We start from the raw sequence: 22,452 nt of genomic DNA, 5'->3' as shown, positions 1-22,452 counted from the left end.
GGGAGCTTTCATGTTAAGCATGATTGGCTTAATCGGGGGACTCATTTTATTGATTGTCTTAGCAATGAGGGGGATGAATATTCTTGTTGTAGGACCGATTGCGGCATTATTTGTTGCTGTTTTAAGCGGAATGCCATTATTTCCGCAGCTGGTAGAAGAAGGAGAGGCAAACTTTGTCGGAAACTATATGTCAGGTTTTACAAGCTTTGTTGCTGCTTGGTACCTGATGTTCCTGCTCGGAGCAGTATTCGGGAAAGTGATGGAAGACAGCGGTGCTGCTGACAGTGTATCGCGTTTCGTTGTTGAAAAAATGGGAATGAGATTTGCTGTACTTGCAATTGTTGCGGCATGTGCCGTTTTGACATACGGCGGTGTAAGTTTGTTCGTTGTAGCATTCTCGGTTTATCCGATGGCCGTCAGTTTGTTCAAGCAGGCCGACCTGCCACGGCGCTTTATTCCTGCGGCACTTGCTTTCGGTTCGGTGACATTTACGATGACATCTGCAGGTTCTCCGGAAATCCAGAACTGGATACCGATTGAGTACTTAGGAACAAGTCCTTATGCAGGATTGGAAGTCAGCTTGATTGTTGCTGTATTCATGGCTGTATTCGGCTACTGGTGGCTGAAACGCATGATATCAAAAGCGGTTGCGAAGGGTGAAAGGTTTGAAGTGCGGAAGGAAGACCCGGTGATTGACGGTAACAGGCCGCTGCCGAATCCGCTAATGGGGCTGGTACCTCTATTAGTCGTTCTTATTCTTGCATTTATTTTCCATGATTCTATGAAACAATCAGCATTAATCATTGCATTGCTCGGCGGGGTTCTTTCTGCTTATCTATTAAACCGCAAGTATTTCAAAGGTTTTTGGAGTGCTGTTTCGGAGGGCACGCTGGGTGCATTGATCGCCATCGGTAACACCGCGGCAGTAGTGGGATTTGGCGGAGTTGCAAAAGCGGTCCCTGCTTTTGATACAGCGGTTGCTGCTATGACAAGTATTCCTGGTTCGCCTCTGATTGGCGGAGCGATTGCGGTCAGCGTGATTGCCGGTATGACAGGTTCAGCGTCTGGAGGACAGGCGATTGCCTTGCCGATTCTGGCACCGCATTATATGGATATGGGGGTCAATCCGGAGGCTCTGCATCGTACGGTAGCGATTTCATCAGGTGCTCTCGATTCATTGCCGCATAATGGATATGTCGTGACGACGATCCGTTCAATCTGTAATGAAACCCATGCGGCTGCATATGGTGCAGTAGGGGCGTTGACCGTGATCGTTCCATTGATCGGCCTGGCCATCGCGATTCTATTATTCTCCCTTGGTGTTGGGATTTAATAAGGAGTTGAAGGTTTAATGGTAAAAGATAAAGTAGTTTTCATAACAGGTGCTGCGCAAGGAATCGGCTATGAGATTGCAAAAGATTTCGCGGAGCAGGGTGCTAAAGTGGTGCTGACAGATTTGCAGGAAGATAAAGTAAAAGAGGCTGCGAAGGCTTTGACAGACTTAGGGTATGAATCGATCGGCATTAAATGTGACGTGACGTCTGAGGAAGAAATCGAGCAGGCGATCACTGAAACAGTGAACCAGTATGGAAGCCTGGATGTTCTGATTAACAATGCGGGGCTGCAGTATGTTTCCAATATTGAGGATTTTCCTACCGAGAAATTCGAGTTCCTGATTAAAGTCATGTTGACTGCGCCGTTTGTTGCCATTAAGCATGCGCTTCCGGTTATGAAAAAGCAGGGATTCGGCCGGATCATCAATATGGCCTCGATTAATGGCCTGATCGGCTTTGCCGGCAAGGCTGCTTATAACTCGGCAAAGCATGGAGTTATAGGGTTAACAAAAGTGGCTGCCTTGGAGGCTGCTGAACATGGAGTGACGGTGAACGCCGTGTGTCCGGGCTATGTGGATACCCCGCTGGTACGCAATCAGCTGGGGGATATAGCGAGAACTCGGGGAGTGGAATTAGAGAAAGTACTCGAAGATGTCATTTACCCGCTCGTGCCGCAAAAACGGTTATTATCCGTACAAGAAATTTCCGGATACACCATCTTCCTTTGCGGAGAGGGTGCAAGGGGAATCACAGGCCAGGCGGTCGTCCTTGACGGCGGCTATACGGTCCAATAATACTTTAGCGCGGTGAAGGGGACAGTCCCCTTCACCGCTTTAAAGCACTAAGAGGGACTGTCCCTCTTAGTGCTTTAAAGTGTTAAAGTACCCCCGGCTATTATATGAATACTCCTATGAAATTCGGGTATTAGTACTTAATAACCAGAATTTTAAAGGAGTGAGGGCTGCTATGAAGCCATATTTAAGGTTCGGGGCGATGGTTGTCACATCGACCATCATAATGTTCATGTTTAAATATTTGAGCACATATAAGGTTGACCATGTATTTTTTAGTGAGACGAGGGCTTATATGGCCTTGCTGATGGGCGCAACGATGGCCGTCATCATGCTCGCATTTATGACTCATATGCTGAAAAACAAGAAAGCTAATATCGGCATTGTTATAGGCAGTGTTTTAATCTTTGGTGTCTCATTATTCCTAATGAGAAGCCAGACATTGGTCGATGACCAGGATTACATGGAAGCGATGATTCCCCATCATTCTATTGCAATCTTAACGAGTGAGCGCGCAGAGATATCCGATCCGCGCGTAAAAGAATTATCAAAAGAAATAATTGAAGCACAGCGTAAAGAAATTGCTGAGATGAAAAATTTGATAGAAGACCTGGAAGATGAAGGTGGAAGTGAAGATTAGAATGGTTGTTGAGAAATATACAGCTCCCGGTGTATGCCGGGGGCTATTTTTTATGGATGAATAAGAAACACACTATCCGTCAGTGAAGAGTTATACACCGCCGTTATCCACATATTCACTGGATTTTGAGTTATTCACATCGCCTTTTTTTGTAAAAAAATAGTTATCCACATTAATTATCAGTCTATTGTTTAATCATGAACACTCAGGGTATTTAAAAGATAAGTACAATCTTCCACATCTATTGTTTAGAGAACACGTTCTGCTAAAAAAAGATAAGGAGGTGTACAGTTATGGCACAAGATGTACTATGTGAAGTAAGTAACTGTGTACACAATCGAGACGGACGAAAATGCATGGCTGACCAGATTTTCGTCAGCAGCCACACTAAAAGACAACCAAAAGACAGTGAAGAAACAGATTGCAAAACATTTGAACCTGAAGTGTAATACGGGAGAGGCAGCCGCACCAAAGGCTGCCTCTATTTATGGGTTGTTTGCTTTACTGCTTTAAAGCACGAAGAGGGACAGTCCCTTATCGCGCTTTAAAGTGGTAAAGTGCATTATGAGAGTTTCATTTTCTCAGTGAATGGGAAGATGAAATAGGACACTGGAATAGGAGGTATTATGATGAGCAAAACGATTTTTATCACCGGTGCCGGCAGCGGCCTTGCAAGGGGTGCAGCGCTCGGACTGGCGAAAAAAGGCCACAAGATCATTGCGACAACGGAAATAACCTCTCAGAAGACAGATCTTTTAAGAGAAGCAAGAGACCTGGGTCTTGATATGGAAGTATTCAAGCTCGATATCACCAATCCCCGCGACCGGGAGCAAATAGAAAAATATGATTTCGATGTGTTCGTGGCAAATGCTGCAATTAATGAAGGCGGTCCGTTGGCTGAAGTACCGATGGACAGGTTCCGTGCCCTGTTTGAGGTGAATGTTTTTGCCACACTGGAAACAGCTCAGGCAGCAGCCCGCCTATTCGTAAAAAAAGGCAGCGGAAAGATTGTGTTCATGAGTTCCATGGCGGGGATTTCAGCGACTCCTTATGTCGGTCCCTATACGGCAACGAAGCATGCTGTTGAAGGGATTGCGCAGACGATGAAAGCGGAGCTTGAGGAGTTCGGCGTTCAGGTTGCAACCATCAACCCGGGCGCATTCGAGACAGGCTTCAACAAGCGGAGCCACGAGGAAATCTACAAATGGTTCGATGACGAAAAGAATTTCACGCGAAAAGAAGACATGGAGAAGATGGCAGAAGGGTTGAAAGATCAGTTCGATCCGGAAGATATGATTGAAAAGATGATCGAAATCATCCCGGCCGAGCATCATAAATTCCGTACCGTCTATCCAAAAGAAACAGAGGAACAATTAAAGAAAACCCAGAAAGAACGCTGGGAAATGGACATATAAGAACGATCTCACACTATTAATCAAACGTTTGATTAATAGAAGGACTTCCTATATATATGGGAAGTCTTTTTTAGTGCTCAAAAAAGACGCTTTACTGCATTAACGCAGCGGGGGACAGTCCTTTGTTACTTTAAAGTAACAGGGGACTGTCCCTCTTAGTGCTTTAATGTGATAAAGCGACCGGCCTCCCCCATTTGTAACTCGGTTGTAACTGCTGTTTCTTATGATGAGGACAGCAGTTGATCTTATTTTAGATGAGGGGGAAACATGTATGGCTTGGAAGCGGTATGGTGTTGCTTTTCTTATGTCTCTGTTGGTCGCGGTGTTGATGGTTGCTTGTTCGAATAATGAAGAGACTTCCGGAACTGAGAATAACGGGGGAAGCGATGGAGGAGACGAAGCCCAGGAAACAGTTAAAATCGGGGTTTTGGCTTCTTTGACGGGTGCATTGGAAGCTTACGGAAATCAGACGAAAAAAGGATTTGAGCTTGGAATTGACTTTGCAACAGACGGAACAAGCGAAATTGCAGGGAAGAAAATTGAAATCATCTATGAAGATACTGAAACGGATCCAAAGGTTGCAAGACAGAAAGCGCTCAAGCTTCTTGAAGAAGATAAGGTTGATTTCCTTGTCGGGTCTTCAAGTTCCGGGGATACACTGGCGGTGACACCGCTTGCGGAAGAGTATGAAAAAATCATGGTCGTTGAACCGGCTGTTGCGGACAGCATCACAGGTTCTGAGTTCAATGAATACATCTTCCGTACAGGACGCAACTCTTCACAGGATGCAGTTGCAGGGGCAGCAGCGATTGCGAAAGAAGGAGTCAAAATTGTAACACTTGCTCCTGATAACTCATTCGGACGTGACGGGGTGGCAGCTTTTACAACGGCAGCAAAAGATTTAGGAGCAGATATTGTCCATGAAGAATATGCCGATCCGACTGCAACAGATTTTACAGCGAATATCCAAAAGATCGTCAACTCTGACCCCGATTACTTGTTCGTCATTTGGGCGGGTGCGAACTCCCCGTGGAACCAGATTTCTGATATGAAGGTTCAAGAGCAGGGAATCAAAATTTCAACCGGTGCTCCAGATATCGCAGCACTTTCCACAATGATGCCGCTTGTCGGAATGGAAGGGTTCACGGTTTACTATCATGACCTGCCTGACAATGAAGTCAATGATTGGTTAGTCGAAGAGCATAAGAAACGCTTTGACGGCGAAGTGCCTGATCTCTTCACTCCTGGTGGAATGAGCGCAGCGATTTCAATTGTTGAAGCACTGAAAAATACAGAAGGTGACACAGATTCAGCGAAACTGATTGACACGATGGAAGGAATGAGCTTCGAAACGCCGAAAGGAACGATGACATTCCGCCCTGAAGATCACCAGGCTATGCAGTCGCTGTATGCGATCACGTTAGTAAAGAAAGACGGCATGGATTATCCGGTACCGGTCCTCAAGCGTGTGCTGACACCGGAAGAAACAGAACCGCCGATACTAAATCAATAGGAAAAAAGCGTACCCTTGCCAGCTATTGGCGAGGGTATGTATTCTAACCGGTGACCAAGAAGTGAAAATGCATGATAAAAGTAGAATGATGTTCCTCTCCCTTGCAGCGAAGGACATCAAAATCAGAAAGACACAAACTGATGTCCCGTGACAGAGAAGCGAGGGACATCAAAACCAGAAAAACTTAGAATGATGTACCGCGCTCGAGAAGCGAAGGACATCAAAACCAGAAAAACACAGAATGATGCCCCGCGCTCGAGAAGCGAAGGACATCAAAACCAAAAAAACCACAAAATGATGTACCGCGCCAGAGAAGCGAAGGACATCAAAACCAAAAAACCACAAAATGAAGCACCTGGAACCAACACTAACCAATGAAAACCTCCAACAAATAAGAAACGAGGTGACTCTCCATGAAAGACATACTCAGATCAGAGAATCTATCCATTGACTTCGGCGGCCACCGTGCGGTAAACCAGGTCTCCATGTCAATCCAAGAAAAGAAATTCACATCGGTCATCGGGCCCAATGGAGCCGGAAAGACGACCCTGTTCAACCTTCTGAGCGGGCAGTTGTCCCCGACCGAAGGGAAGATTTTTTACAAAGGAGAAGATATTACGTCCTTATCCCCTACAAACAGGGCAAGGCTCGGAATCGGGCGCTCCTTCCAGATCACGAATGTTTTTCCTAATCTGACCGTCCTGGAAAATGTCCGGCTGGCGGTCCAGTCCCAGCAGAAGGTCAGGTATCAGATTTTTGCCCATTACCGGCACTATAAGTCGATGAAAGAAAAGGCTCTTCAATTGCTGGAAATGGTCCTTCTCAAAGAAAAAGCAGAAACGATTGCGAGCAGCCTTGCGCATGGGGAAAAAAGAAAGCTGGAAATAGCGATGCTGCTGGCGCTTGAAACCGATGTCCTCCTGCTGGATGAGCCGACGGCAGGCATGTCGATAGAAGAAGTTCCCGCAATCCTCGAGGTCATCCGGAAGATCAAGGCGCAGGGAGACCAGACGATTGTTTTAATCGAACACAAGATGGATATGATACTGGACTTGTCGGATGAAGTCATGGTCCTGTTTCACGGGGAATTGCTGGCAAAAGGCAGTCCTGCTGAAATCATGGAAAATGAAACGGTTCAGTCCGCGTACCTGGGAGGGTTGTATGATGAGCACCTTGCTTGAACTGAATAACGTGCAGACACATATTGAGCAGTTTCATATATTACATGACATCTCTTTTGAGGTGCCGAAGGGCGAGGTGACGGTCCTCCTTGGCCGGAACGGTGCCGGGAAGACGACGACCCTGAGGACGATTATGGGACTGAACCCGGCGACTTCTGGCAGCATCAAGTTCAAGGGCGAGGAAATCAAGAAATGGAAGCCATATATGGTTGCGAAAAGCGGCATCGGCTATGTGCCGGAGGACCAGGGGATTTTTTCCGACTTGACGGTAGGGGAAAACCTGCGGGTGGCGATGCAAAAGGAAGACGAGACAACGACGAAGCTGCTGGAATGGGTGCTTGAGCTGTTTCCGGACCTCAAGAAATTTTGGAAAAAGCCGGGGGGACAATTGAGCGGAGGGCAGAAGCAGATGCTCGCGATTGCCCGGGCTTATGTGAACGATAATGAACTGCTGTTAATCGATGAACCGAGCAAGGGCCTGGCGCCGATCATCGTTGAGAAAGTAATGGAAACGATCCAGCAGATGAAGGAAAAAACGACGATTGTGCTCGTTGAACAGAACTTCATCATGGCCAGCAAGATCGGGGACAGCTTCCATATCATCGATGACGGCCAGACGGTGCATACCGGCATGATGAATGAATTGAAACAAGATAAAGTTCTGATGAAAAAATACCTTGGGATTGCATAGGGGGCGGGAATGTGGATTTACTATTCAGTTTAACCATTAATGGGCTGGCTACCGGCATGCTCATCTTTTTATTGGCGGCTGGACTGACGCTGATTTTCGGCCTGATGGACGTCCTTAATTTTGCTCATGGAGGATTGTTCGTGTGGGGTGCCTTCAGCGGCGTCTGGGCTTACAACATGACAGAATCCTTCTGGGTCGGCATTATCGTTGCGATTATCACTGGGCTTGTGCTGGGAGCGGTAACCGAATATCTGATTATCCGCCCTGTTTACGGCAATCATACACAGCAGATTTTAATTACATTAGGGTTGATGCTGGTGCTTTCCGAGCTGATCAAAGTCGTGTTCGGGCCGGACCAGAAAGCAGCAAACCCGCCGGCTTTCCTGGAGGGAAGTTTCATGGTCGGCGATGTCATCTTGATCAAGTACCGTCTGTTCATCATCCTCGTCGGACTCATCGTGTTTGCGATTACTTCGTTTATTTTAAAAAGAACAAGGATCGGCCTGATCGTCCGCGCGGGTGTCATGAATAAGGAGATGATCCAGACGCTCGGGATCAACATCCGGATCGTGTTCATGCTTGTCTTCATGGTCGGAGCGGCAATGGCGGCATTGGGCGGGATGCTGATGGCTCCGTATTCAGGTGTCATCTACGCAGAAATGGGACTGGAGTTCGGGATCCTCGCCTTCATAGTAGTCGTCATCGGTGGTATGGGAAGCTTTCTTGGCTCATTGCTGGCTGCGATCCTTGTCGGGCTGGCGCAGGCCTATATGGCCTATTATGTCCCGGCGTTATCACTGGCTGTCAACATGCTCTTGATGACGGTTGTCTTGATTTTCAGGCCGCAGGGACTATTTAAGGTGAAGGGGTGAGATACATGCAGCAATTACGCTTGAATCAAAGCACTTGGGTCTATCTTGTCATCGCTTCCTTGCTTGCAGTCCTTCCCTTTATGGTGACTGGGAGAAGCCTTTTGTTCCTGATGATGCAGATTTTTATCCTGGGGATTTTCGCGATGAGCTATGATCTGCTGCTCGGCTACACCGGGATTGTGTCGTTCGGACATACGATGTTCTTCGGAATCGGGGCTTATTCGGCGGCTGTCATGTTCGACAGGCAGGAGCCTACGATGCTGACACTGTTCGCCGGCGTATTAATCGCGGTGGCCGTTGCAGGTGTTGTCAGTTTCATAGTCGGGGTGCTGACGCTTCGGTTGAAAAGTCATTTTTACGCAATGCTGACCCTGGCGCTCGCCGGCTTGTTCCTGGTCGCTGCGGAAAAGTGGAGAAGCGTGACGGGAGGAGCAGACGGATTTACTTTCTCGGTACCGGATATATTCAAAGACCGGACGACGTTGTATCTTACGTGCCTGGTCGTCATGGTACTTGTGTTCTTCGGTTTGAAGAGATTCACGGAATCACCGCTTGGAAGGGTGCTGCTGGCAATAAGGGAGAACGAAGGGCGTACAGAATCGCTTGGTTATAATGTTCTTCATTACAAGGTCATCGTCAGTGTCGTTTCCGGCGTTGTCGCCAGTTTAGCCGGGATTTTATACATGCTGTCACTCCGGTTTGTCGATACGAGTGTGTTTGCGACGGATGTGACATTGGATGCTTTGTTAATGACCATTATCGGCGGAGTCGGCACGCTGGTCGGCCCGATTATCGGAGCAGCTCTTGTAGAGTTCGCTCACCACTGGTTGTCGGATCTGTCGGATGTCCACTGGATCTTCGAAAGATGGATCATTTTATTCGGAACCGTTTATATACTGGCTGTCATCTTTTTTCCAAAAGGAATCGCCGGGACAATCCAGGGTGTTTTTAAAAACAGAAAAGTGAAGAAGAACAAAAAGGAAGCAGATGCAGAAAAGAATATTGCCGGGTAAGGGGGAATCCATTTGAATCAGCTCATCACTTCATTTATCGTCCGGTGCCATGTAATGGAGTCGCAGGAAAAAAAGGATTATCGAATCAAACTGACCCATGTACAGGGTGAGAGTGAATTATCCTTTGATTCGTTTGAAGAGGCGATGGATTATATGAAAAGGACCGTGAACAGCTTGGAGCTCCAGCCCGAGGGGGAGCGGAAATGAATGCCGGGATAAAAAGCATGGGAGTGTACATTCCAGAAAAAAAGATGACAGCAGCAGAACTGGCAGATAAAACCGGATTACCGGAAAGCATCATCATCGAAAAGCTGGGAATAAAAGAAAAACCGCTGCCAGGTCCGGACGACCATACATGTGAAATGGGCATAAAAGCAGCCAGGGAAGCGATTGAAAAAGGGTGTGTGGATCCTGCCGAAATCGATATGGTCATCTATATAGGCGAAGAATATAAAGAGTACCCGCTTTGGACGGCGGCTATCAAGCTGCAGCAGGAAGTCGGCGCAGTGAATGCATTTGCCTTTGATGTCGCACTCCGTTGCGGTACGGCGATCATGGCGGTCAAAATGGCCAAAGATATGATGGCGGCTGATCCCGATATCAACACTGTCCTGCTCGCCGGCGGCTACCGCAATGTTGATTTCATAGACTACGGGAATCCGAGAACGAGATTTATGTATAATCTCGGAGCAGGTGGAGCGGCAATGATTCTCGAAAAAGATAGTAATCACAATACAGTCCTCGGCACCCACATGATCACGGATGGATCATTTTCAGAGGATGTTGTCGTCCCTGTCGGAGGCACAAAGAGTCCACTGACCGCAGAAAGTCTGCAGGCTGGGCTTTATCAGCTCGATGTCCTTGATCCTGAAGGTATGAAGGAGCGGCTAGAGCAGAAATCGATGGATAATTTCCTGAAGTGCATCCGTGAAGCATTGAAGAAAAGCGGCTGTACCCAGGAGGACATCGGCTATGTTGCGATGCTCCATATGAAAAGGTCGGCCCATAACTACGTGCTGGAGCAGCTGGGCGTGCCGCAGGAAAAGTCTATCTATCTTGAAGACTACGGGCATATCGGCCAGATGGACCAGATCATCTCGCTTCAGCTTGCTGAGGAACGGGGCCTGCTGAAACCGGGTGATATTGTCGTTCTGGTCAGCGCGGGGATCGGGTATGCATGGGGCGCCAATGTGATTCGCTGGGGATGAAAGGAAGGATGGTAAAAATGGCAGAAATCAAGTTGAAAGAAGTGACATTAGCGAATGGAGAAACACTTGGGTACCGGGAACGGGAAGGCGGCAGTGAGGTAGTGGTGCTGGTTCACGGCAATATGACGTCCTCTGTTCATTGGGACCTTGTCCTTGAAAAAATGGATGAGAAATTCAAGCTCTATGCCATCGACTTGCGGGGCTTCGGCGAGTCATCCTATAACAAGCCGATTCAGTCGATAAACGATTTTTCGGATGATTTAAGGGGATTTGCCGATGAACTGGGTTTATCTGATTTTTCCCTTGTCGGCTGGTCTCTTGGCGGAGCGGTCTGCCAGCAGTTTTGCATAGACCATCCCGGATATTGCAACAGGCTCCTGCTTCTGGCATCGGCTTCTACAAGGGGCTATCCATTTTACGGAAGCAATGAACAGGGGCTTCCCGATCCATCAAACAGGCTGCGTACCCTCGAACAGGTAAAGCAGGACCATGGAAAAACGATTCCCGTTCAAGCGGCTTATAATCATCAAAACCATGATTTGCTGCGGGCGATTTGGGGTTCTTTGATTTACACGGATAAAAAACCGGAAGCGGACCGCTATGAAAAATACCTGGATGATATGTGCACACAGCGCAATCTTGCCGAAGTCTATCAAGCTTTGAATCTCTTCAATATCAGCAGTCATGATAACGGGTTAACGAAAGGGAACGGAGAAGTCAGCACAATCACGATTCCGGTTTTAGCCATCAGGGGCGACAGGGATCTTGTGGTGACCGGGCAGATGACCAATGAGTTGCTGGAAGATTATGAGGGCAAAGCAGGATTTATTGAGATGAAGAATTGCGGCCATTCTCCGCTTGTAGATGATTTGGATGGACTGCTTCAGCATATGGAACGATTTTTAGACGGAGAGGGGTAAAACAGGATGAGCAGATTGCAGGATAAGGTGGCGATCATTACCGGTGCGGCAAATGGGATTGGGCTTGAAGCCGCAAGAGTGTTCGCGAGAGAAGGAGCCAAGGTGGTGATCGCCGACTACAATGAAGCAGCCGGGAAGGAAGCGGAAGAATCCAATCCAGGCGTGAGGTTCATTCAGGTGGATGTATCGGATAGAGAAAGTGTCGACAGGCTGGTCGAAAGCGTCATCAGCCTGCATGGAAAAATCGATATCCTTATTAATAATGCAGGAATTACAAGGGATTCGATGCTGTCAAAGATGACGGCAGAGCAATTTCAACAGGTCATCAATGTAAATCTGACCGGAGTATTTCATTGTACACAGGCTGTCCTGCCGCATATGGCGGTACAGGGGAAGGGGAAAATCATCAATACTTCTTCTGTAACGGGAACCTACGGAAACGTGGGGCAGACGAATTATGCAGCGGCCAAAGCGGGCGTCATCGGGATGACCAAGACATGGGCAAAGGAGCTTGCCCGAAAAGGAATCAATGTCAATGCCGTAGCTCCGGGATTCACGGAAACGGCGATGGTCGCGGAAGTGCCTGAGAAGGTCATCGAAAAAATGAAAGCGCAGGTTCCGATGGGCCGGTTAGGAAAGCCGGAAGACATTGCAAATGCCTATCTGTTCCTGGCGAGTGATGAATCAGATTACGTTAATGGCCACGTTCTTCATGTCGATGGAGGAATCATGATGTAAGACCACATGTTTAGAAGAGGAGAGATTGGAGTGAGCTATGAAATCGACTGGATTAAAAGCAGATCCGACTTGTTTCCCGATAAATGTGCGGTCATTGATTCCGTAACCGATGATTCCTGGACATACAGCCAGCTGGATAAACGGGCCTCGAGGCTTGCCGCTTTATTCTTGGAGCAGGGGGTCGGCAAGGGCGACAGGATCGCTTTATTTTCTGCGAATCATGTCAGTTACTTTGATTTCCTGTTTGCCTGCATGAAAATCGGTGCGATATTCGTCCCGTTGAATTGGCGGCTGTCTGCGGATGAACTGGAGTTTGTCGTGAAAGATGCCGCTCCGGCCGTGATGGGAGTTCAAGCGGACTTCATCAAAGAGGCGAGTCAGCTTCAGGAGGATTTTTACTTAATAGAAATTGAAGGCAACAATTATATTGATGATTTTCCGGAGGAAGGTACTTTGCCGGCTCCTCAGTCAGCAGAGGCAGATCCGCTAGCGATGATTTATACAGGCGGGACGACAGGCCATCCGAAGGGCGCGGTTCTGTCACATCGTTCGATTATGTGGAACGCCATCAACACCATCGTCAGCTGGAACCTCACGGATAGGGATACTACCCTGACTTGTATTCCGATGTTCCATACCGGCGGGTTGAATGCTTTATCGGTCCCGGTCCTCGTTGCTGGCGGAACGGTTGTGCTGTCGCCGGGATTCGTTCCGGAGCAGGCTGTGAAGGATCTCATTGATTACAAATGCTCAATTGTGTTGTTTGTACCAACCATGTACCATATGCTCACAAGAACGAAGGAGTTTAAAAAAGCCAAGTTTCCGGACATGAAGGTATTTCTGTCAGGAGGGGCGCCCTGTCCGTTGGGCATTTATGATGTATTTACCAGTAAAGGCCTTGCTTTTAAAGAGGGATATGGATTGACCGAAGCGGGTCCCAATAATTTTTACATCGACCCTCAAGAAGCCGTGAAGCGGCCGGGTTCAGTAGGAAAACCAATGCTGTTCAATGCGGTGAAAATCGTTAAAAAAAATGGAGATGAGGCAGGGCCGGGTGAGGTCGGCGAGCTCTATCTGCGGGGAAGCCACTTGTTTGAATATTACTGGAACAAAGAAAAAGAAACAGAGGATGTCTGGAGTGACGGCTGGTTCCATACCGGTGATCTGGCAAAGATGGATGGTGACGGTTTCTGCTTTATTGTCGGCAGGAAAAAAGACATGATCATTACCGGCGGGGAGAATGTCTATCCGCTGGAAATTGAAAACTGGATCGAATCCCATGAGGCTGTCGAAGAAGTGGCGGTCATCGGCATTCCCGATGAAAAATGGGGCGAAAAAGTGGTCGCGTTTGTTGCCGCTGCCGATGGGGCCGGCCTTACCGATGATGAGCTTGAGGGTTACTGCAAAAGAAAGCTGACGAAGTATAAGATACCGAAAAGCTTCTATATTGTTGATGGACTGCCGAAAACACATGTCGGCAAGATCAATAAGAATGAGCTGAGGAGCAGTTTGAATAGAGTGACATAGTGATAAGCATCCTGCCTCAAGAGGGCGGGGGCTTTTTATTTGGATGGAAGGTGTGTGATGAGGTGGTTGGGGGAGTTTGTGCTGGAAATTTTTCGTTTTGTCGGTAAAGTGGTTGCAGTAAAAAAGGCCGGGGACGGGAGGGAGAGAACACCGAGTGGGTTCTGCCTATGAGGATGTGAAAAAGCGAAGCGGCCCAAGGGGAAATTAACGCCATAGCATTTCTGCGACTGCTTTCTGAGCATTTTTTCAATGAATATTGGCTGTACCAACCAATTCAACTGAAAAGTTACTCGTTTTAAGGTCTGCATAGGAAAAAAACAGTGAGGAAACAAATATGGAAGCAGAAGCAGCTGACTTGCGAGTCAACTGATAGGCAGCCAACGATATTTATGAGCCAAATTTCAGATATATGAGCGAAATCGGACATTTATGAGCATAAATATGAAATTTATGAGCGTAATTTCCATTTTATGAGCCAGAATCAAAATATATGAGCATTTCACTTTTATTTCCATGAGAACAAAAACAAGCCAATACCCCATCCAGTTCCGCCAATACCCTACTTGAACGGAGCAGAGACAGGAGTCAGAATCAAGAACCAGGCAGATCAATTTACCGGCAGCGAAGGGCCGCCACCTGTTCTGCAGAGTCACGCGACAGGAAGTGGAAGCTGAAATTCGCAATAATGCCAATTACCCTTTACCCCAAAAAGGATTCCACCTGTTTTTATCGAATATCAAAAGAAAGTATATTTTCGTACAAGCCTTAATGATTACAGTCGATGCTGCATATACATTTTAGAAAGGAGGGAAACATATGGCCGTCATACCCGTCATTCAAAGTCAATTAATGCCGCCGCCCGTGAAGGAAAGTTTCCTAAGGCGAGCAAGCCTACATAAGAAACTGGCCTCCATTCCCCGCTATCCCCTGACCATTCTGCATGCAAGGGCCGGTTATGGAAAAAGCACGGCTCTTACCCTTTTCGCCCATGATATTGAGGCTGATTCCTGCTGGTACTCCATTTCTCCAAACGACGATGATATCATTCCTTTTTTAACAAAGCTTGTCCATGCCATCAAGGCAAAGTATCCTGCTTTCGGATCGAACGTCCTGAAAGAACTCAAGCTGTTGAACAATCATATTAGTGATGAACAGGTTTGGTCACTGATTTCCATGTTTGTCAATGAAACAGTGAGCATCCAGAAACAGATCGTGCTGATATTGGATGATTATCATCATATTCAAAGATCATCCGTGATTGAGAAATGGATGAAATCATTCCTGGAATACATTCCGTCCAATCTCCATCTCGTGATTTCGACCAGGAACAGGCCGGTGTGGGGGATTCTAACCTCTCTGAAGGTAAAAGCGGAACTTCTTGAAATCGCCCAAAAGGATTTGATATTGAGTCTGGATGAAGTAGAGCATCTGCTTCAGGATATTTACGAGATTACCATCAACAAAGAGGAGCTGGACAGGATCCATCAGTTGACAGAAGGCTGGGCGATCGCTGTACACATGCTTGTCGGGAATTTGCACGGCGGTGATTATTCCGGGAGCATTCTTGATAACCGGGCGGAAACACTTCAGGATTTATTCGACTTCCTTGCAATGGAAGTGTTGTCAAAGCAGCCTCGGGAAATTCAGGATTTCCTGCTGAAAACCAGTATTTTGGATGAGCTTTCCCCGCAGGTTTGTGATGCCGTCTTAGACATGCAGGGATCGGGATTTATGTTATCGAAGCTGTCTCAACAGAATGTTTTTATACAGCAGATAGATGGAGAGAGATACCGGTATCATGCTTTGTTTAAAGAGTTTTTACAAGATCAGCTGATGATGAAGCAAGAGTTTGAGCACAAGGTATTACATCAGAAAGCGGCTCGTTTTTTTGAAAAAGAGGATATCGAGAACGCTCTCCATCATTACTTGCAGATTGAAGAATACAGCCACGGGGCAAAGGTGATAACCATCCATGGGCGCGAATTGCTTCAGAAAGGCAAGTTGCAGACACTGCTCGACTATTTAAAGCCGATTCCGGAGGAGCTGAAAAATCAGTTTCCGATTCTATGGTTTTATCAGGGGGAAATCAGCCGCCTCCGATCTTCCTATGAATGGGCGGAATCCTGTTATAAGAAAGCGATAGAGATCGGGGAAGGGGCAAAGGACCATTATCTGACCAGCATCGCGCTTGAGGGAATTGCCCGGATTTACCTGGATACGATTCAGCCGGACAAGGCAGAGCGGGTGCTTCAGCGGGCAATCGGGTTGAGGGAAGAGTCCCAAGAAAGCAAAGAAGAGATGGCAAAACTGTATCATCTGTTGTCGGAAAACCTCTTGAATTCAGGCCAGGCCGCCAAGGCGGAAAAATGGTATGAACGGGCGGAATCACTGAATCTGCCGTTGGAGGAAGGAAATCTAAAAGCGCGGATTTATTTGCGCACAGGCAGGCTCAATAAGGCACGGGAGCTTCTTTTAAAAAGAAAGAATATCAATCTTGAACAAAGTACCCTTCATCTCTCTCAATCACACAGGGAAACGGATATATTGCTATCAATTATAGAAGCATTCAGGGGGAATCCGGAGGAAAGCAAAAAATATGCAGAGCAGGGGATGAAGCTCGGCATGGATATCCAGTCCCCCTTTGTGGAAGCGTGCGGCTGGATGCGGATGGGCCATGCTGTCCAGCTGCTTGACCGGTACGAACCACATTTGGCGGAGAAATGCTATGATACGTCCCTGGATATCATGGATCACATCGATGTTCCCCGCGGCAAGGCTGAGCCTTACATGGGATTATGCATTCTGCTGGGAAAACAGGGTTTCTATGAAAGAGCGATTGAAGCGGGCCAGAAAGGCTTGTACGAGACTGAGAGGGTGAAAGATGTCTGGCTCTCGACCTTGATTCAGTTATGTATGGGCATAGCCGCCATTTATTGTGAAAAATACGAATCAGCTTACGGTGTCCTGGTGGAGGCAAGGAATCATTTTGAAGAGTGCGGAGACCGGTACGGCATGATGCTGACGTCTTTTTGGAAAGCCTATATTGCTTATGAAACAGGGCAGGAGGAAGCTTTTAACCGGGAAATGAGGCAGTTTCTAAACGAGATGGTCATTGGGGAATACCAGTACTTTCTGACAAAAAGGACGACATTTGGCCCGGCCGATATCCAAAATTTTGTCCCCCTATTGGTAAAAGCACAGAAAAACAATATTCATAGTCCGTCAATAACGGAGATGGGCATCAGCAGCATGGACAATCATCCCGGCTATACGCTGAAGGTTCAGACGCTGGGAACATTCAAGCTGCAGCTGGGGAACCGGGTGATTGGCGAAAGTGACTGGCAGAGAGGGAAAGCGAAAGAGCTTTTTGAATTCTTCATTACCAATAAAAACAAACTGGTCGACAGGGATGAGATCTTTCAGGAAATCTGGCCGGACCAGGATGAAGAGGCGGCAAACCGCAGTTTCAAAGTTTCATTGAATTCGCTTTTGAAGACCATTGAACCGCAGCGCAAAGCGAGGGAGGAGTCCTACTTTATCAAACGGAGCGGCGCATTTTATGGAATCAACCAGGAGGCTGTATACCAGCTGGATACGGTCCTGTTCGAGGAGTGGGTGTCGGAAGGATTGACGGAGAAGGATCCCTGCCAGGCAAAAGAACTCTTGGAAAGAGGTTTGAAGTTGTATGAAGGGGATTACTTGCCGGATCACCGGTTCGCAGACTGGTGCCTCACTGAAAGGGAAAGACTGCAGGTCATTTTCCTGCGCGCTGCCGAGATGCTCGCGCAGGTCGCCGTCCGCTTATCGGACTTCGAACTCTGCATCCATTGGTGTGAACGAATCCTGATGGAAGAGGATACCTGGGAAGAAGCGTACCGTTTGCTGATGTATTGTTATTATCAGAAAAACAACCGGCCACAGGCCATCAAGTGGTACAACAAATGCAAAAAAATATTGAATGCCGAGCTGGGTGTTGAACCGATGGAACCAACGAAGGAAATGTACCAAATGATCATCGGTGACAGGCACCACCCGGATTTTGTCTGAATTTGTCGATTAAGAATAAGGACTTTAACACACTAACGCGCTAAGAGGGCCGGGCCCTCTTAGTGCTTTAAAGTGATAAAGTGACACCATATCATATCCCATCAAAGATGCTGAAGATCCCTCTTAATAAGTACCACAATAGGCGGAATGGCCAAATAATCAGTTCGGGGACCCAAATGAGCACATCTCCGACTGCATCCCAAAAGGTATAAGAGCCTTCAGCTTTTTTTCGTTGTCTACGTTCTTTTCTCCTTTTTACAAACATTTCCTGATCTCTCCAAGCTTAACTTATTTGTTCACGACCAGTTTATAAACCGGTTCATCATGAAAGGCTTTGAAAACTTCACCGGTAGCCTGGAAGCCAAGCGCTTCATAGACTCTGATGGCGGCTTCGTTGTCATGGATGACGGTCAAATAGATTTCATCGCAGCCGTATTCCTCAACCATGTCATTGACAACCAGCTGCATCGCTCTTTTGCCATAGCCTTTTCCTTGGAAAGCATGGCCTAGCATCACGCTGATCATCTCATAACGGCTGTGTTCCTCATCCCACCCGTGGCTGGCGAAGCCGATCAGCGTATCACCATCATAAATGGCTTTAGTTTTAAAACCATAAACTGATGCCATTGCGACAAAAAACACATTGGAACCGACCCAGCGTTCAAATATCTGGATCTTTTCTTCCTGATCTTTGCTCGACTTTAAATTTAAGATATCCCAAAAATTCTCTTTCGATAAATCCTTTAAAAGCACATCCATTTTGTTAACTCCTTTTCCACATTATTGTTATTACTTATTTCTCCTAAACTAGTGAATTTCCTTCCAATACTTAAGGGTTCTCCTCAGATAAAGAAAAACCGGGCGGTGACAGGCACAACCCGAGATATGTCGAATCGATAACCCGTTTTGTGAAACATTTTGTGAAACAAGAAAAATCGGGTGGTGACAGTCACGGCATCTTAAGTTAACCTTTTATTATGGGGATTTTTATTAGATAGATAAATTGGATAAGGGGTTGAAGTAGTCATGGATAGTAAGGTTTATGATTTGATTGGAGTTGGGGTGGGACCGTTTAATTTGAGTCTTGCCGCTTTGCTTGAGGACCAGCCGGAGGTGGATGCTGTCTTTTTTGATCAGAAGCCACAGTTTGACTGGCATAAAGGCATGCTGATTGTTGGGACAAGACTGCAGGTGCCTTTTATGGCGGACCTGGTTACCTTGGCGGATCCGACAAATCGCTACAGTTTTTTAAATTATTTATCTGAGAAAAACCGTTTATATCCATTCTATTTTTTACAAAGGCTTGATATACCTAGACGTGAATACAATGATTACTGCCAATGGGTGGCAAACGAACTGCAAAACTGCCGCTTTGGAAAAAAAGTCGTTGAACTGAATTACGATCAAGGGGAAGAAGTCTATACCGTAACGGTTGAAGATATCGCAACGAACGAACAGGAAACTCACTACAGCAAGAATCTTGTATTGGGTACAGGAAGTACTCCTGCCCTTCCAAAAACATTCCGGGGGCTGCCTGAAGATAAAGTATTCCATACATCGCAATTCCTTCAGAATCAGGATCGCTGCCGAAAAGCGAAGTCGATCACGGTCATCGGTTCCGGGCAGAGTGCTGCGGAAGTGTTCCGTGAATTGTTAAAAGAAAGAATGGATTGTCAATATAAACTGACATGGATCACCCGTTCAAAGAGCTTCCTGTCGATGGAAGAATCGAAGCTGACCGTAGAGCAATTCTCTCCTGACTATGTGGATTACTTCTACAAGTTCCCTCAGGAGAAAAAGGACGAAATTTTTAAGAGTCAGGATCTCTTGTATAAAGGCATCAGCTCCCATACCATCAATGATATTTATAACCTTCTTTATGAGCATTCCGTTTCCGGCGAGGAGCTTAACTTGGGTCTGCAGGTGTTGACTGAGGTAAAAGGAATCGAGGAAAAAGGTGATGGGTGTGAAATCCAGTGCCATCAGTGGCAGCAGGATTATGATTTCACCCATGATAGTGAAGTCGTGATCGTTGGGACAGGCTACCGTCCAAATGTACCGGAGTTTATCACAGAGAACCTGGGAACATATATGGCTTTTGATGACAAGGGCAGATATGAAGTGGAAGCGGATTATCGCTTGCGTCTGAGCATTCCTAACGAGATCTATGTACACAGCGGAATTTCGCACTCCCACGGTGTCGGATCTACCAACCTGGGACTTGCTGTTCACCGGAACAAAGTAATTATCAACAATCTTACTGGCAAGGAAATATTCCCGATGAAAGAGAAGAATGTCTTTCAGAACTTCGATGCGGAGAAATTCAAGAAATTATAAGTCGGCGACATTGGCAGAAGGTATCCGTTACCTTCTGCTTTTTACATGGAGAAAAACCGGGGCGTGCCTGTCACGCCCCGGTTTTTGTCGAAACCCAATTCCTCTCTATTTGATTGACAATTTTTCCAATTTGAAATATTATCAACGTAAAACCAACTTAACAGGTTGGAATAGTTGAGAATAGAAAAGCGGAGGAGAGATTGAGATGAAGTATGGGTTTTGGCTGCCGATTTTTGGAGGCTGGCTGCGAAATGTAGAGGGTGAAAATATGCCTGCCACTTATGAATATGCAGAGAAGGTTGCCTTGTCAGCTGAAAAATGGGGATATTCCACTACGCTGATTGCAGAACTTTATTTGAATGATATAAAAGGTCCTGAGTACGACTCTTTAGAAGCATGGACAACTGCTGCAGCTTTGGCAGCCGCAACCGATAAATTGGAAATCATGACGGCGGTCCGCCCCGGGTTCCACAATCCGGCGACTGCAGCCAAGATGGCTGCGAACATCGATCAGATGAGCAAAGGCCGCTTCACCTTGAACGTCGTGTCTGCGTGGTGGGCAGAAGAAGCCCGTCAGTATGGCGGGATTTTTACCGAACATGATGAGCGCTATGACCGGACGAGAGAATTCATTGATGTCCTGAAAGGCCTGTGGACAGAAGATTCTTTTTCTTATAACGGAAAGTACTATCAATTCCAGGATACAAAGCTTTTTCCGAAACCGGTCCAGAACCCGAACCCGACCCTTTATGCAGGCGGTGAAAGTGAAAAAGGCAAAGCGGCCATTGTTGAAAAATGTGATGCGTACGTGATGCACGGGGGAACAGTTGAAGAGATTCAGAGAAAAATAGAGGATATGAAGTCACGCAGGGAACAGACCGGAAATCCCGCATTGAGCTCATTCGGAATGGCAGCCTATGTCATTTGCCGCGATTCCGAGGAGGAAGCAATGGAAGAACTAACGAGAATCACGGCTGTAAAAGATTCCAGCGCCTACGCAGGATTCAACGATTTTACAAGCAAATCACAGCTTGAACAGCAGATTCAGCTTCAGGATTATTCCGTTTCCAACAGAGGATTGCGTCCGAATTTGGTCGGCACTCCAGAACAAATTGCCGAGAGAATTGTTGAGTACGAAAATGCCGGACTGGACTTGCTGCTGCTGCAATTTTCACCGCAGTTAGAGGAAATGGAACGTTTTGCAAAACAGGTCATGCCGTTGGTCGAAGAAAAACGCGAATCAGCAGAAGGAGTGCTTTCTTTTGAGTAAAATATATGTCATCCATGAGAACAGTGAATGGACAGTTCATTTAACAAAACGACTTGAAGAACTTGGCTTGCCTTATGAAGAGTGGCATCTGAGTGAAGGGACGCTAGACCTGTCCCAAGAACCGCCTCAAGGTGTTTTTTACAGCAGAATGAGTGCATCATCTCATACAAGGGGCAATCGTTATGCGCCTGAGTACACAGCGCAAGTGCTGTCATGGCTTGAGGCTCATGGCAGGAAGGTTTTCAATGGCACTCGTGCACTGGAGCTTGAAGTCAGCAAAGTGAAACAGTATCTTGAATTGAATAAACATGGTGTGCCGACTCCAAAAACAGTGGCCGCCGTGGGGAAAGAGCAGATCTTGAAGGCAGCTGAGCCGTTTGCAGGCAAGCCGTTCATCACTAAGCATAACCGTGCCGGCAAGGGATTGGGCGTCCAATTGTTTCAAACCATTGAAAGTCTGCGAAACTATGTCGAGGGGCCGGGGTTTGAAGAACCGGTAGACGGTGTCACGTTGATTCAGGAATACATTTCTGCCCCTGAGAGCTTTATTACACGCTGTGAATTTATCGGCGGAAAATTTATCTACGCCGTCAGGGTTGATACTTCCGAAGGGTTCGAATTGTGCCCGGCAGACTCCTGTGAAATTGGGGACTTATTCTGCCCTGCAGGTGAAGAGCCTTCCAAGACACCGAAATTCCAGATTCTTGACGGATTCCATGATCCGATTCTTGCAAAATATGAAAACGTGCTGGCGGCGAATGACATCCAGATAGCCGGTATTGAATTCATCTATGACAAGGACGGCAAGATTTTCACCTATGACATTAATACCAACACGAACTACAATTCCGATGCCGAAGCCAAAGCCGAGAAGTATGGCATGCTCGAATTGGCAATGTTCCTGGCACATGAACTGCAGAAAGTAGATGAAAATAAAGAAATCACAATATAAAAC

Annotated in this window: 20 protein-coding genes; 19 read left to right on the top strand and 1 reads right to left on the bottom strand. The window is 46.9% G+C overall.

Features of this window, described 5'->3' with window-relative positions; genetic code table 11:
- Positions 1–10 precede the first annotated feature (10 nt).
- The 16 genes from M1E09_RS18790 (at position 11) to M1E09_RS18715 (ending at position 17,890) form a co-directional block, all read left to right on the top strand.
- A complete protein-coding gene (locus M1E09_RS18790; protein WP_456272345.1) occupies positions 11–1,333 on the top strand; it encodes a GntP family permease in 1,323 nt (440 codons plus the stop codon).
- A gap of 18 nt (positions 1,334–1,351) precedes the next feature.
- On the top strand, positions 1,352–2,128 hold the full coding sequence (locus M1E09_RS18785; RefSeq protein WP_456272344.1) for a 3-hydroxybutyrate dehydrogenase: 777 nt from the start codon (positions 1,352–1,354) through the stop codon (positions 2,126–2,128).
- A 172-nt stretch (positions 2,129–2,300) separates the two neighbouring features.
- Entirely contained in the window at positions 2,301–2,765 is a 465-nt protein-coding gene (locus M1E09_RS18780; protein WP_456272343.1) for a DUF305 domain-containing protein, read from the top strand.
- 293 nt (positions 2,766–3,058) lie between these two features.
- A complete protein-coding gene (locus M1E09_RS18775; RefSeq protein WP_456272342.1) occupies positions 3,059–3,214 on the top strand; it encodes a DUF1540 domain-containing protein in 156 nt (51 codons plus the stop codon).
- 180 nt (positions 3,215–3,394) lie between these two features.
- The gene (locus M1E09_RS18770) at positions 3,395–4,180 is read left to right on the top strand and encodes an SDR family oxidoreductase (protein WP_456275034.1); all 786 of its coding nucleotides are present in this window, start codon (positions 3,395–3,397) and stop codon (positions 4,178–4,180) included.
- Positions 4,181–4,451: 271 nt separating this feature from the next.
- Positions 4,452–5,693 (top strand): ABC transporter substrate-binding protein, encoded by a 1,242-nt coding sequence (locus tag M1E09_RS18765; protein ID WP_456272341.1) that lies wholly within the window; start codon positions 4,452–4,454, stop codon positions 5,691–5,693.
- 413 nt (positions 5,694–6,106) lie between these two features.
- The gene (locus tag M1E09_RS18760; protein WP_456272340.1) at positions 6,107–6,874 is read left to right on the top strand and encodes an ABC transporter ATP-binding protein; all 768 of its coding nucleotides are present in this window, start codon (positions 6,107–6,109) and stop codon (positions 6,872–6,874) included.
- Positions 6,858–7,565 (top strand): ABC transporter ATP-binding protein, encoded by a 708-nt coding sequence (locus M1E09_RS18755; RefSeq protein WP_456275033.1) that lies wholly within the window; start codon positions 6,858–6,860, stop codon positions 7,563–7,565. The genes M1E09_RS18760 and M1E09_RS18755 overlap by 17 nt, the downstream gene beginning before the upstream one ends.
- An 11-nt stretch (positions 7,566–7,576) precedes the next feature.
- Complete coding sequence (locus M1E09_RS18750) at positions 7,577–8,437, top strand: branched-chain amino acid ABC transporter permease (RefSeq protein WP_456272339.1); 861 nt, start codon at positions 7,577–7,579, stop codon at positions 8,435–8,437.
- Positions 8,438–8,442: 5 nt separating this feature from the next.
- On the top strand, positions 8,443–9,450 hold the full coding sequence (locus M1E09_RS18745; RefSeq protein WP_456272338.1) for a branched-chain amino acid ABC transporter permease: 1,008 nt from the start codon (positions 8,443–8,445) through the stop codon (positions 9,448–9,450).
- Between the two features lie 12 nt (positions 9,451–9,462).
- Positions 9,463–9,657 carry a hypothetical protein gene (locus tag M1E09_RS18740; protein WP_456272337.1) on the top strand — a complete coding sequence of 65 codons (195 nt, stop codon included), beginning with the start codon at positions 9,463–9,465 and terminating at the stop codon, positions 9,655–9,657.
- A complete protein-coding gene (locus M1E09_RS18735; protein WP_456272336.1) occupies positions 9,654–10,658 on the top strand; it encodes a 3-oxoacyl-ACP synthase in 1,005 nt (334 codons plus the stop codon). The genes M1E09_RS18740 and M1E09_RS18735 overlap by 4 nt, the downstream gene beginning before the upstream one ends.
- A gap of 17 nt (positions 10,659–10,675) precedes the next feature.
- On the top strand, positions 10,676–11,578 hold the full coding sequence (phaZ, locus tag M1E09_RS18730) for an intracellular short-chain-length polyhydroxyalkanoate depolymerase (protein WP_456272335.1): 903 nt from the start codon (positions 10,676–10,678) through the stop codon (positions 11,576–11,578).
- A 6-nt stretch (positions 11,579–11,584) separates the two neighbouring features.
- The gene (gene fabG / locus M1E09_RS18725) at positions 11,585–12,316 is read left to right on the top strand and encodes a 3-oxoacyl-ACP reductase FabG (RefSeq protein ID WP_456272334.1); all 732 of its coding nucleotides are present in this window, start codon (positions 11,585–11,587) and stop codon (positions 12,314–12,316) included.
- 30 nt (positions 12,317–12,346) lie between these two features.
- Positions 12,347–13,843 carry a class I adenylate-forming enzyme family protein gene (locus M1E09_RS18720; RefSeq protein ID WP_456272333.1) on the top strand — a complete coding sequence of 499 codons (1,497 nt, stop codon included), beginning with the start codon at positions 12,347–12,349 and terminating at the stop codon, positions 13,841–13,843.
- Positions 13,844–14,659: 816 nt separating this feature from the next.
- Complete coding sequence (locus M1E09_RS18715) at positions 14,660–17,890, top strand: BTAD domain-containing putative transcriptional regulator (RefSeq protein ID WP_456272332.1); 3,231 nt, start codon at positions 14,660–14,662, stop codon at positions 17,888–17,890.
- A 288-nt stretch (positions 17,891–18,178) separates the two neighbouring features.
- On the opposite strand, the gene M1E09_RS18710 is transcribed toward M1E09_RS18715, so the two are convergent.
- Positions 18,179–18,649 carry a GNAT family N-acetyltransferase gene (locus M1E09_RS18710; protein ID WP_456272331.1) on the bottom strand — a complete coding sequence of 157 codons (471 nt, stop codon included), beginning with the start codon at positions 18,647–18,649 and terminating at the stop codon, positions 18,179–18,181.
- A gap of 267 nt (positions 18,650–18,916) precedes the next feature.
- Between M1E09_RS18710 and M1E09_RS18705 the strand changes: the two genes are divergently transcribed.
- The 3 genes from M1E09_RS18705 (at position 18,917) to M1E09_RS18695 (ending at position 22,449) form a co-directional block, all read left to right on the top strand.
- Positions 18,917–20,227 (top strand): lysine N(6)-hydroxylase/L-ornithine N(5)-oxygenase family protein, encoded by a 1,311-nt coding sequence (locus tag M1E09_RS18705; protein WP_456272330.1) that lies wholly within the window; start codon positions 18,917–18,919, stop codon positions 20,225–20,227.
- A 205-nt stretch (positions 20,228–20,432) separates the two neighbouring features.
- Positions 20,433–21,497, top strand: a complete 1,065-nt coding sequence (locus M1E09_RS18700; RefSeq protein WP_456272329.1) for an LLM class flavin-dependent oxidoreductase — start codon at positions 20,433–20,435, stop codon at positions 21,495–21,497.
- A complete protein-coding gene (locus tag M1E09_RS18695) occupies positions 21,490–22,449 on the top strand; it encodes an ATP-grasp domain-containing protein (RefSeq protein ID WP_456272328.1) in 960 nt (319 codons plus the stop codon). The genes M1E09_RS18700 and M1E09_RS18695 overlap by 8 nt, the downstream gene beginning before the upstream one ends.
- Positions 22,450–22,452: the final 3 nt, after the last annotated feature.

Source organism: Bacillus sp. AK031, assembly GCF_053903065.1.
This window is presented reverse-complemented; position numbering and strand designations above follow the sequence as displayed.